This window comes from Halomonas sp. SSL-5 (assembly GCF_030708455.1).
Lineage (GTDB): Bacteria > Pseudomonadota > Gammaproteobacteria > Pseudomonadales > Halomonadaceae > Halomonas.
The window spans coordinates 324886-336630 of the sequence record NZ_JAUYWF010000002.1 but is presented as its reverse complement, the minus strand read 5'-3'; the positions used below and the strand labels follow the sequence as shown (position 1 = coordinate 336630).

General features: G+C 68.5%; 12 protein-coding genes and 1 other RNA gene. 11 read left to right on the top strand and 2 right to left on the bottom strand.

Translation table 11 applies throughout. The features are described from left to right. Positions 1-38 precede the first annotated feature (38 nt). Positions 39-1262 carry an ATP-grasp domain-containing protein gene (locus RAN53_RS03435; protein WP_305795412.1) on the bottom strand — a complete coding sequence of 408 codons (1224 nt, stop codon included), beginning with the start codon at positions 1260-1262 and terminating at the stop codon, positions 39-41. Between the two features lie 246 nt (positions 1263-1508). Between RAN53_RS03435 and ffs the strand changes: the two genes are divergently transcribed. The 5 genes from ffs (at position 1509) to RAN53_RS03410 (ending at position 5631) form a co-directional block, all read left to right on the top strand. Then, an RNA gene (gene ffs / locus RAN53_RS03430) (signal recognition particle sRNA small type) lies at positions 1509-1605 on the top strand. A gap of 238 nt (positions 1606-1843) precedes the next feature. Beyond that, positions 1844-2806 carry an ABC transporter substrate-binding protein gene (locus RAN53_RS03425; RefSeq protein WP_305795411.1) on the top strand — a complete coding sequence of 321 codons (963 nt, stop codon included), beginning with the start codon at positions 1844-1846 and terminating at the stop codon, positions 2804-2806. Positions 2807-2880: 74 nt separating this feature from the next. Continuing rightward, positions 2881-3762 carry an ABC transporter permease gene (locus tag RAN53_RS03420; RefSeq protein ID WP_305795410.1) on the top strand — a complete coding sequence of 294 codons (882 nt, stop codon included), beginning with the start codon at positions 2881-2883 and terminating at the stop codon, positions 3760-3762. Further along, positions 3759-4553, top strand: coding sequence for an ABC transporter ATP-binding protein (locus tag RAN53_RS03415; protein WP_305795409.1), 795 nt, complete (start codon positions 3759-3761; stop codon positions 4551-4553). The genes RAN53_RS03420 and RAN53_RS03415 overlap by 4 nt, the downstream gene beginning before the upstream one ends. Positions 4554-4584: 31 nt before the next feature. Next, a complete protein-coding gene (locus RAN53_RS03410) occupies positions 4585-5631 on the top strand; it encodes a histone deacetylase family protein (RefSeq protein WP_305795408.1) in 1047 nt (348 codons plus the stop codon). 12 nt (positions 5632-5643) lie between these two features. Here the strand turns inward: RAN53_RS03410 and RAN53_RS03405 are convergent, their stop codons facing one another. Next, positions 5644-6609, bottom strand: a complete 966-nt coding sequence (locus tag RAN53_RS03405) for a DNA-binding protein (RefSeq protein ID WP_305795407.1) — start codon at positions 6607-6609, stop codon at positions 5644-5646. A gap of 159 nt (positions 6610-6768) precedes the next feature. Between RAN53_RS03405 and dnaX the strand changes: the two genes are divergently transcribed. The 6 genes from dnaX (at position 6769) to RAN53_RS03375 (ending at position 11739) form a co-directional block, all read left to right on the top strand. Next, positions 6769-8709 carry a DNA polymerase III subunit gamma/tau gene (gene dnaX, locus RAN53_RS03400; protein ID WP_305795406.1) on the top strand — a complete coding sequence of 647 codons (1941 nt, stop codon included), beginning with the start codon at positions 6769-6771 and terminating at the stop codon, positions 8707-8709. A gap of 20 nt (positions 8710-8729) precedes the next feature. Beyond that, on the top strand, positions 8730-9059 hold the full coding sequence (locus RAN53_RS03395) for a YbaB/EbfC family nucleoid-associated protein (protein ID WP_305795405.1): 330 nt from the start codon (positions 8730-8732) through the stop codon (positions 9057-9059). A 150-nt stretch (positions 9060-9209) separates the two neighbouring features. Continuing rightward, the gene (recR, locus tag RAN53_RS03390) at positions 9210-9815 is read left to right on the top strand and encodes a recombination mediator RecR (RefSeq protein WP_305795404.1); all 606 of its coding nucleotides are present in this window, start codon (positions 9210-9212) and stop codon (positions 9813-9815) included. Positions 9816-9857: 42 nt separating this feature from the next. Next, positions 9858-10985 carry a ribonuclease D gene (gene rnd / locus RAN53_RS03385; protein WP_305795403.1) on the top strand — a complete coding sequence of 376 codons (1128 nt, stop codon included), beginning with the start codon at positions 9858-9860 and terminating at the stop codon, positions 10983-10985. Continuing rightward, a complete protein-coding gene (locus tag RAN53_RS03380) occupies positions 10982-11293 on the top strand; it encodes a YcgL domain-containing protein (protein WP_305795402.1) in 312 nt (103 codons plus the stop codon). The genes rnd and RAN53_RS03380 overlap by 4 nt, the downstream gene beginning before the upstream one ends. Then, positions 11293-11739, top strand: coding sequence for a YcgN family cysteine cluster protein (locus RAN53_RS03375; RefSeq protein WP_305795401.1), 447 nt, complete (start codon positions 11293-11295; stop codon positions 11737-11739). The genes RAN53_RS03380 and RAN53_RS03375 overlap by 1 nt, the downstream gene beginning before the upstream one ends. The last annotated feature ends 6 nt before the right edge of the window (positions 11740-11745 follow it).

Sequence of the window (11745 nt, the reverse complement as noted above, 5' to 3'; positions counted from 1 at the left end):
TCTCGCCTGAAAATCAAGCTTGGACATGGGGATCAAGCTCAGACATAGAAATCAAGCTCTTCCATGTTACTGAGCAGTTCCTTCATGCGTGCCGCCTCGTCACCCTTGAAGTAGATCAGGCCCCAGTGGGTGCCGAAGGCCGTGCGCTTGGTGACGGTCTCCTCCATGGGGGCGGTGAGCTCGTGGGACTCGAAGTAGGGGTCGTCCTCGACCTCTTCGGGAATCTCCAGCTTGCTGACCACGCGGCGGCGCGGATAGACCCCGAAGCAGCCGGCGTAGCCGTCGGCATCGACCACTTCCTTGGGGAAGAAGGCCTTGACCTCCTCGTCGGTGGCCTTGGGGTCGAATACCAGCATCGAGGCCTGATAGGCATTGAAGCCGTAGACCCGCTCCAGCAGTTCGAAGACCTTGAAGCCCGGCGGACGGTAGGCCACCTCGCCGAAGTACATCTCGCCGTCATTGGTGACGAAGTACTCGGGGTGGATCAGGCCGAACTCGATATCGAAGGCCTTGATCAGCTTCTCGATCTGGGCGGTGATCTGCGGGCGGTACTTTTCCAGCTCCGGCGAGGCGGGCACGAACACCGAATAGCCCAGGGTCACGTACTCGGAGATGTTGAGGAAGACGATCTTGCCGTTGTGGATCCACGCCTCCACGGCGAATTCCCAGCCGTCCAGGTGCGACTCCATCAGCACCGGGAACTCCTCGTCGGGGATGGTATCGACCTCGTCCGGGGTGCGGATCACCCGGTGGCCCAGGCAGCCGGCCTTGTCGAACGCCTTGAGGTGGATGGGGTCGTTGGGGTCGCCGTCGAGCTTGAGCAGGGTCTGGTTGACCCGCTTGAGGAAGCGGATGACGTCTTCCTTGTCGTGGGCCTCCTCGAAGATGCCCACACGGATGCCGCCCAGCTGGGCGCGGCGCTTCATCAGCGCTTTGTCGCGCAACAGCAGCGACTGGCCATAGAGACGCGGGCTGTCCAGCAGCACCGAGTTGATGGCGCCGGCCCACTCCACGGTCTCCTCGAACATGGGAATGGCCACGTCAACACCCATCTCCTTGAGTGTCTCGGCGATCTCCATGGAGCGGTCGTTCAGGCGCTCGAAGTTCCACGGCACGTAGGGGATGTCATGCTTCTGGCAATACTCCTCCGCCCAGTCCGGCGCCACCACGACGTAGCGTCGGTCGAAGTTCTCGGCGGCTTCGACGGCGTTCAGGCTCCAGCCCAGCAGGGCGATATAGCCCTTGTTCGGATCCTTCTTCATGTGGCGCCTCCTTGTTTGGCGATGGGGAAAGCCTCCCTGACGTTACCGTACAGAGATGATCACGCAAGGAAGGGATGACCTCATGCTACAGCACACAGCGTTGGCCGACATCCCGGATTCAGCCGCCGCGCCTCCTTGCTTGCCCCCGGCGGCGCTGTTATAGTGCCGCCGCACTCGGCAAGACGTTGATCGCAAACGTCACACCTGCCGAGTCGGCATCCCCGAGATGTCATGCTGTGGTGGCCCCGTCGGTCCTCCCGCAACGCTAGACCGCAAACCCCGCCAGGCCCGGAAGGGAGCAACGGTAGTGGTGGACGCGTGTGCCGGGATGTGGCTGTCGGGGCCGCCTCCATTCTGGGGCCTTAGCCTGCCTCGTCTCCCCCTTGTTTCTCCATCGTCTTCCGCCCTCAGCGGGCCGGCGTGCCTCTCTGCGGCCTGCCCGGTGACGCTCACATGGCCGTTCGTTGGATAGTCGTATTGGCCGCAGGCGTGAACCACGCTAAGGTGCTGGCTTCGCCTTGCCGAGGCGTTTCAACAATTCATCAAGCGCACAACTCGTCAACAGAAGAAGAGGGAACACCATGATGCGGCGTCGAATTCTCTCCGCGGTGCTGGGCTCCATGCTGATGGCCGGGGTGGCACAGGCCGAGACCGTCACCCTGGGCATCACCCAGATCGTTGAGCACCCGGCCCTGGATGCCAGCCGCCAGGGCGCCCTGGATGAACTCGCCGAGCGCGGCTACGTGGAGGGCGACAACCTCGAGGTCGACTTCCAGAACGCCCAGGGTGACACCTCCATCGCCGCCCAGATCGCCCGCAAGTTCGCCGGCGACCGCCCCGACCTGGTGCTGGCGATCAGCACCCCCTCTGCCCAGGCCGCGGCCTCGGCGCTGCAGGACGATACCCCCATCGTCTTCACCGCCGTCACCGATCCGCTGATCGCCAAGCTGGTGAGCGACATGGACGCCCCCGGTGGCCATATCACCGGCGTGGTGGACGCGCCGCCCCTGCAGGCGCAGCTGCAGCTGATCCGCGACATGTTCCCCGAGGCCGAGCGGCTGGGTGTGATCTACAACCCCGGCGAGGCCAATTCCGTCTCCCAGGCCGAGAAGCTCAACGCGATGGCGCCCGAGCTCGGCTTCGAGCTGGTCGAGGTGACCGCCTCGCGTACCTCCGAGGTGATGGGCGCGGCGCGCAGCCTGGCCGGTCGCGCCGACGCCATCTACGTGCCGGTGGACAACACCGTGGTCTCGGCCCTGGAGAGCGTGCTCAAGGTCGGCTATGACGCCGATATCCCGGTGTTCACCGGCGACAACTCCTCCGTCGAGCGTGGCGCCCTGGCCTCGCTGGGCTTCAGCTACTACGACATGGGGCGCCAGACCGGCGAGATGATCGCGCGCATCCTGGGCGGCGAGCAGGCCGGTGACCTGCCGGTGGGCACCGTCGAGAAGCTCGAGCTGATCCTCAACCGCCGCGCCGCCGAGCAGATCGGCTACGAGATCCCGGCCGAGTTCGAGGAGCAAGCGGTCGAGATCTTCGACTAACAGAATAAACCCGACGAGAATGAACCGGGGAGGGGCGACCCTCCCCGGATTGCTTCTCGCGCTTGGAAGCCTTCATGAGTCTTATCGCCTTTCTGGGGGCCATCGAGCTTGGCCTCATCTTCGGTTTCGTGGCGCTCGGCGTCTATCTCTCCTTCCGCGTTCTGGACTTCCCCGACCTCACCGTCGATGGCAGCTTCCCGCTGGGCGCCGCCGTGGCGGCGGTGTGGATCGTGGGTGGTGGCAACCCCTGGGTGGGCACCGCCCTGGCGGTGATTGCCGGTGCCATGGCCGGGACGGTTACCGCCTGGATGGCGGTGAAGCTCAAGATCCTCAACCTGCTGGCATCGATCCTGTCGATGATCGCGCTCTACTCGATCAACCTGCGGGTGATGGGTCGACCCAATATCGCGCTGTTGACCGACGACACCATCTTCACGCCGCTGGAGTCGCTGCCGGTCAGCCGCTACATCGTCTTTCCGCTGGCGATCCTCGCCGGCCTGGCGGTGGTCACCGCGCTGCTCAACCGCTTCCTCAACAGCGAGGTGGGCCTGGCCATGCGGGCCACCGGCGAGAACGCGCGCATGGCCTCGGGCAATGGCATCAATACCTCGGTGATGGTGCTCTCCGGCATGGCGCTCTCCAACGCCCTGGTGGCGCTGGGGGGCGCGCTGTTCGCCCAGAGCCAGGGCAGTGCCGACGTGACCATGGGCGTGGGCACCATCGTGGTGGGCCTGGCGGCGGTGATCGGTGGCCAGTCGCTGATCCCGGGCCGCACCATCCTGGTGGCCACCCTGGCCTGCATCTTCGGTTCCATCCTCTATCGCCTGATGGTGGCGGTGGCGCTCAACGCCGACTTCATCGGCCTCAAGGCCCAGGACCTCAACCTGGTCACCGCCCTGCTGGTCGGCTTCGCGCTGGTGCTCCCGCGGCTCAAGCTCAGGAGGCGTAGCGCATGATCGAGCTACAGGATATCCACGTCACCTTCAATCCCGGCACGCCGCTCGAGAACCACGTGCTCAAGGGGATCGACCTGACCATCGATGAGGGCGAGTTCGTCACCGTCATCGGCGGCAACGGCGCGGGCAAGTCGACGCTGCTCAACGTGCTGGCCGGGGAGATCATCGCCCAGCCGGGGCGGGTGCTGATCGGCGGGCGCGACGTTACCCGCCTGGCGGCCTTCAAGCGTGCCGACCTGGTGGCGCGGGTCTACCAGGACCCGCTGGCCGGCACCTGCAGCACCCTGACCCTCGAGGAGAACATGGCCCTGGCCTTCGCCCGCGGGCGGCGTCGGCGCCTGGGGCGGGCACTCGACGCCAGCCTGCGCGGCCGCCTGCGTGACAACCTGGCGCGCCTGGGCCTGGGGCTGGAGGATCGCCTCCACGACAGCATCGGGCTGCTCTCCGGCGGCCAGCGCCAGGCGGTCAGCCTGCTGATGGCGGCACTGCAGCCCATGGAGATCCTGCTCCTGGACGAGCATACCGCGGCGCTCGACCCGCGCATCGCCAGCTTCGTGCTCGAGCTCTCCGCCGATATCATCCGTGAACAGCGCCTGACCGCCCTGATGGTCACCCACAGCATGCGACAGGCCCTGGACGTGGGGCATCGCACCATCATGATGGACCAGGGCGAGGTGGCCTTCGACGTCAAGGGCGAGGAGCGCGAGGGGCTCGGCGTGCCCGACCTGCTCAGGCTCTTCGAGCGGGCCCGCGGCGAGCAGGTCGACGACGACTCGCTGCTGCTGGGCTGACGCGCTCGAGGCGCGAACAAGGAGACACGCCATGCGTATCTATCATTCCGAGACCACCAAGGCACGCCGCGCGAAGACCGAACTCGACGGCGGCCAACTGGTGCCGCCCTGGAAGTGCCCGGAGCGGGTCGACATGATCCTGGCCGGCCTGCGCGATGCCGGCTTCCAGGACCTGGTCGAGCCCGCGGAGCACGGCCTGGCGCCGGTGCTGGCGGTGCACGACGCCGATTATGTCGACTTCCTGGCGAACTGCTGGGATGACTGGCGGGCGCTGGGCCGGGAGGGCGAGGCGATCGCCTGGGTCTGGCCTACCCGGACCATGCCGGGGCGGCGCATTCCCAGCTGCGTCGACGGGCGCCTGGGCCACTACGCCCTGGGGGCGGACACCTCGATTTGCCCGGGCACCTTCGAGGCGGCCATGGCCAGCAAGGACGTGGCGCTCTCGGCGCTGGACCACGTGCTGGCCAGCGGTGAGCCGGCCTTCGGGCTGTGTCGCCCGCCGGGCCATCACGCCGCCATCGACCAGTTCGGCGGCTACTGCTTCTTCAACAATGCCGCCGTGGCCGCCCAGCGGGCGCTGGATGCCGGGCTGTCGCGGGTGGCGATCCTCGATGTGGACTTCCACCACGGCAACGGCACCCAGCAGATCTTCGAGCGGCGCAGCGACGTGCTGTTCGTGTCGATCCATGGCGACCCCATGAACTGCTTTCCCTACTTCATGGGCCATGCCGACGAGGTGGGCGAGGGCGAGGGGGCGGGCTATACCGTCAACTACCCGCTGCCGGAGGGCACCGGTGTCGAGGTGTGGTTCCACGTGCTGGAAGCGGCCAAGGAGCGTATCCGTGAGGCGGGTTGCGAGCTGCTGATCGTCTCGCTGGGGGTGGACACCTTCGCGGGCGACCCGATCAGCGCCTTCACCCTCGCCAGCGAGGACTTTTCCGAGATGGGGCGGCGCCTGGCGGCGCTGGGCCTGCCTACCCTGGTGTTGATGGAGGGGGGCTACGCGGTGGAGGAGATCGGCGTCAACGTGGCCAATGTGCTGAGCGGCTTCGAGCAGGAGGCCCGCGAAGGAACGTAACGGCGAGCGGGACTAGTCCCGCTCGCCCTGGGAGCGCATGCCGCGCTGGCGCTGCTGGACCTGCATGGCGTCCATGCGGGACTTGAGGGCGCTCTGGGTGGCCTGCAGCGCCTCGGCGCGGATCTCGGCCTTGGTGGCGCGCTGGGCGGCTTCCTGGGCCTGTTTCTGCGCCTCCTGCTTGGCCCGCTCCACGGCATCCAGGCGTGCCTTCTGCTCGGCTCGCATCTCGGTGATCTCCTGGCGCTGGCGGGCGCGCTCCTCCTGCATCTCGCGCTTGAGCTGGCCGATCTGCTCGGCCTTCTCCCGCGCCTGCTCCAGGGCGCCGTCGCGCTGGCTCTCGGCCACCGCCTGGGCGCGCTCGGCCTTGATGCGCTCCTCCTCGATGCCGCGGGTCTCGCGCTCGGCGGCCAGGCGCGCCTGCTGCGCCTCCTCCAGTTGCTCGCGCAGCATGGCCACCTGCTGGCGGTGCTGCACTAGGGCCTCCTGGCTCTCGCGGGCCAGCTGCTGTTCACGCTCCAGCTTGTCGCGCAGGTCATCGCGCTCGGACTGCAGGGTGTTGCCACGCTCGCCGGCGGCCTGGCGTTCGCGCTCGGCCTGTTCCAGGCGCTGCTCCAGCTCGACGTTGCGCCTCTCCAGGGCCTCGCCGATCTCGGCCAGGGTGGAGGCGTCGGCGCGCGCCTCGTCGGCCAGTCGCTGGCCCTCGCTCAGGCCGCGTTCGGCCTGTGCCGCCAGCTGCCGTTCCAGGGCGTCGATCAGCGCCGCGGGGAGGCGCGGGGCCGGCGGCTCCGGGGCAGTCCGGGCGTCACGCCAGGTGCCGAGGTGGCGCTGGGCGATGTTGGGCGAACCGGTGCCGAGCAGCTCCAGCACCCGTGCAAGCGTCGGCTCGGCGCCACGCTGTTCCAGGTTCTCGGCGGCGGCGGCGACCTGCGCGTAGGTGAGCGATGAGATGCCGTGGGCGGGGTCTTGGGGTTGGCTCATGGCGTCGTCGTCCCTGTAATGGCCAGTGGCGGCCAGACTAGCACAGCACGCTGGCGACGGGCATCGTGGCTCGCTTTCCGCGGCGCCCCCCGGGCGCTAGAATGAAGGCTTCATGCCGGCGTTGCCGGCTTTCGTTTTCTCGCAAGGATATCGCGCCGCATGAGCTATCAGGTTCTGGCCCGCAAGTGGCGACCGCGCACCTTCCATGAACTGGTCGGCCAGGAGCATGTCCAGCGTGCGCTGGTCAATGCGCTGGACCAGGGGCGGCTGCACCACGCCTACCTGTTCACCGGCACCCGCGGCGTGGGCAAGACCACCCTGGCGCGCATCCTCGCCAAGTGCCTCAACTGCACCGCCGGCGGCCGCGGTGATGAGGGCGTGACCTCCACCCCCTGCGGCGAGTGCGACAGCTGCCGGGCCATCGACGAGGGTCGCTTCGTCGACCTGATCGAGGTGGATGCGGCCTCGCGCACCAAGGTCGAGGACACCCGCGAACTGCTCGACAACGTGCAGTACGCGCCGACCCAGGGGCGCTACAAGGTGTACCTGATCGACGAGGTGCACATGCTCTCCACCAGCAGCTTCAATGCGCTGCTCAAGACCCTGGAGGAGCCGCCGCCCCATGTGAAGTTCCTGCTGGCCACCACCGACCCGCAGAAGCTGCCCCCCACGGTGCTGTCGCGCTGCCTGCAGTTCACCCTCAAGCACATGCCGCCGGAGCGTATCGTCGAGCACCTGGCCAGGGTGCTGGAGGCCGAGTCGGTGCCCTTCGAGGAGAGCGCCCTGTGGCTGCTGGGGCGTGCCGCCGAGGGCTCCATGCGCGATGCCATGAGCCTCACCGACCAGGCCATCGCCTTCGGCCAGGGTCGCGTCGAGCATGCCGACGTGGCGGCCATGCTGGGCACCCTCGACCAGCGGCACGTGCTGGCGCTGGTCGAGGCCCTGGCCGAGGTGGACGCCGCGCGCCTGCTCGCCGAGGTGGCGAATCTCGCCGAGCGCGCCCCGGACTTCGCTGGCGTGCTCGACGAGGTGACCGGCGTGCTGCATCGGCTGGCCATCGCCCAGATGGTGCCCGAGGCCCTGGACAACGCCCAGGGGGATCGCGAGGCGCTGCTGGCACTCGCCTCGCGGTTTACCGCCGAGGACGTGCAGCTCTACTATCAGATTGGCATCCAGGGGCGCGGCGACATGGCCAATGCCCCGGACCTGCGCACCGCGCTGGAGATGACCCTGCTGCGCATGCTGGCCTTCCGCCCCCAGGGCGTGCCCAGGCCGGCGGCGACGCCACTGCCGCTGCGCGCCGTGTCGGGGGAGGGCGGCTCCTCGTCGGCCAGCGGCGAGCCGGGGGGGCCGGCGGCCGGCCAGGCGATGCCGTCCGGTGCCTCTACCGAGCCGACGCCGGAGGCGCCCCGCCGGGAGCCGTCGCCGCCGAGCGAGCCTGCCGCCGACACGGCCGCGGCGCCATCGAGGGAGCCCCCCGCCGAGCCTGTCCCGCCGCCGGAACCGGTGGCAGCATCGCCAGAGCCTCGGCCTGCCCCCGCGCCTGCGGTGGCACCTCCGCCGCCTATCGACCCGGCACCGGCCGAGACCTCCGCAGCCGTCGTGGACGCCACGCCGCCAGCCGCGCCATCGGCAGGCCCGGCCCCGGGCCGCGATGCCGCGGAACCCGAGTCGGCGGGGGTGTCAAACACGGCACATGGCCGCTTTACCCACGCCGACTGGCTGACCGGCTTCGAGGCGCTGGGCCTGGGGGGGCTGACCCGCAACCTGGCCGCCGGCTGTGTGGTGGAGGAGGATGACGGCGAGCGGCTGCGGCTGCGCCTCGACCCGACCCTCTCCGCCATGCGTGCCGAGATCCATATCGAGCGCATGCAGCAGGCCCTGGTCGAGCACGGCGTCCCACGCCGCCTGGTGGTCGAGGAGGGCGAGATCCCGGCCGACATCGAGACGCCCCGTCAGCAGGCCGAGCGCCTCGCCGCCCAGCGTCACGCCCGGGCGGTTGAGGCGCTGGGGAGTGACCCCCATGTACAGCAACTTCAGCAGGCCTTCGGTGCCCGGCTGATCGAGTCCACGGTGAAACCCGCCGGCGACCTACATTAGACAACCAGAGAGGACACACCATGTTCAACAAGGGTGGAATGGGCAACATCATGAAGCAGGCCCAGGAAATGCAGGAGAAGATGCAGCGCGTCCAGGAGGAGGTCGCCCGCGCCGAGGTGCTGGGCGAGGCGGGCGCGGGCATGGTCAAGGTCACCATGAATGGCCGCCACGATATCAGCAAGGTGGACATCGACCAGAGCGTCATGGAAGAGGACAAGGAGCTGCTCGAGGACCTGCTGGCCGCCGCGGTGAACGATGCCGTCCGCAAGGTCGAGGCCAACTCCAAGGCCAAGATGGAAGAGGCGACCGCCGGCCTGAACTTGCCGCCCGGTTTCAAGATGCCGTTCTGACACGGCTGAATCGGCCTGCGCTCGATCATGCGGCGTTAAAATCCCTCTCGAGTGCTCATTTACTACCGTAAACTCCGCGCCCTCGAGGAATTTTGCCTTGCCTGATCTTCGCACGCCTCGTTTCAGCTCGTGCCAGATGAGACCCCTTTTATGAGTTTTTCTCCTCTCGTCGAGAAGTTGATGGAGTCGCTGCGGGTGCTGCCCGGCGTGGGGCCCAAGACCGCCCAGCGCATGGCCATGCACCTGCTCGAGCGCGACCGTGACGGTGGGCGCCGCTTGGCCGCGGTACTCGACGATGCGCTGGAGCGGGTCGGCTACTGTCGGCGCTGCCGCACCCTGACCGAGGAGGAGGTCTGCGCGCTGTGCGAGAGTGCGCGTCGCGACGACGCCCTGCTCTGTGTGGTGGAGTCGCCCGCCGACCAGCTCGCCATCGAGGAGGCCGGCGGCTATCGCGGTCGCTACTTCGTGCTCCATGGCCACCTCTCGCCCCTGGACGGCATCGGCCCCGAGGACCTGGGCCTCGACGCCCTCGAGGCGCGCGTGGCCGAGGGGGGCGTCGAGGAGGTAATCCTCGCCACCAACCCCACGGTGGAAGGCGAGGCCACGGCCCATTACATGGCCGCCCAGCTCATGGCCCACGGCGTGCGCCTGTCGCGCCTGGCCTATGGCGTGCCCATGGGCGGCGAGCTCGAGTATGTCGACGGCGGCACCCTGAGCCGCGCCTTCAACGGCCGCCTGCCCTTCCAGGGCGACTGATTCCACCCTGACGCTACCCCTTTCACCACCACCGGATCCCCGATGCCCCTGACCCCCGAGATTCACTGGATCGATACCCCCGAGGCCCTGGATGCCGCCTGCGAGGCGGTGATGGATGCCGACGTCATCGCCCTGGATACCGAATTCTTCCGCGAGAACACCTTCTACCCGGTGCCGGCACTGATCCAGTTCTCCGCCGGAGGCCCGGCCTGGCTGGTCGACCCCCAGGCCGTGGCCTGCACCGATGCCTTCCGGCGCCTGCTGGCCGAGGGGCCGCGCAAGCTGCTGCATGCGGCAAGCGAGGACCTGGAAGTGTTCACGCGCTGGGCCGGGGTGACCCCGCGACCGCTGGTGGATACCCAGGCTGCCCAGGGCCTGCTCGGCGACAACCCCGCCATGGGCTATCAGAAGCTGGTGGAGCACTGGGTCGGCGAGAGCCTGCCCAAGGACGAGACCCGCTCCGACTGGCTGGCGCGCCCGCTCTCCGAGACCCAGCGCCAGTACGCCGCCCTGGACGTGGTCTACCTGGTACAGGTGTGGGAACAGCAGTGCCGCGAGCTCGAGCGCCTGGGGCGCCGCGAGTGGCTGGCCGCCGACGGTGAGGCGATGCTGGCCCAGGCCGAGCGCAGCCTGGCCGCCGACGGCCAGTGGTACCTGCGTCAGCGCCAGCTGTGGCGCCTGGCGCCTCGTCAGATCGAGGCCTACCGACGGCTGACCACCTGGCGTGAGGGTGAGGCGCGTGCCCGCAACCTGCCGCGGGGCTGGCTGGTCCACGACCGGGTGCTGTTCGCCATCGCCGAGGCGATGCCCGGGAATCGCCACGAGCTGGCGCGCATCGAGGACGTCAAGCCGAGCCTGGTCAAGCGCGACGGCGATACCCTGCTGGCCCTGGTAGCCGAGGCTCGTCACCTCGATGAGGGCGAGTTGCCGCGCGAGCTGCCGTCGCCCATGGCGCCCGAGTTCAAGCGCGGTATCAAGGCGCTGAAGAAGGTGGTCAACGCCGAGGCCGAGGCCCTGGGCCTGGCCCCGGAGGTGCTGCTGCGCCGCCGCGACCTTGAGGCGCTGCTCACCGCCCACCTGGAGGGGGAGGCCCTGCCGTTGCCCGAAGGCTGGCGCGGCGAGCGCCTGAATGCCGGCCTGACTCAGGCCCTCGAGGAGTTGCCCCGATGAGTGACGACCGCATGTCCGGCAACCGGTTGCTGTGCCAGGTGTTCAAGAGCCCGCGCATGGAGGGGATGTATCTCTTCGTCGACAAGCGCGAGGGCGTGGAACGCGTCCCCGCGCCGCTGCTTGAGCGCTTCGGCAAGCCGCAGCCGGCCATGACGCTGATCCTCAGTCCCGAGAAGCGGCTGGGCCGCGCCAGCGCCGCCGAGGTGATGCAGGCGATCCGCGACAAGGGGTTCTACCTGCAGATGCCGCCGGCCAAGGAGGAGTACCTGTTGGATCTCTACCGCACCCCCACCGAGGCGAGGTACTGATGCGAGAGCGGTTCTGGGAGCAGTATCCCCTCGAGGAGCTCACCGCCGAGGAGTGGGAGGCGCTTTGCGATGGCTGCGGCCAGTGCTGCCTGCTCAAGTTCCAGGACGACGAGACCGGCGAACTGGCGGTGCTCAACCTGGCCTGCGAGCTGCTGGATATTCACAGCTGCCGCTGCAGCGACTATCCCAATCGTCTGGAACGGGTGCCGGAGTGTACCCGGCTGACCCCGGAGCGGGTGGACGAGTTTCGCTGGCTGCCTCACTCCTGCGCCTATCGTCGGGTCGCCGAGGGGCGCAAGCTGGCCGCCTGGCATCCGCTGCTCAGCGGCGACCCCGAGCGAGTCCATCGCAAGGGCGTCAGCGTGCGCAGCTTCGCCGTCTCCAGCCGCGGGGTCCCCGAGGAGCAGTACGAGGACCATATCATCGCGGTGATCCCCATCGATTGATTGTCC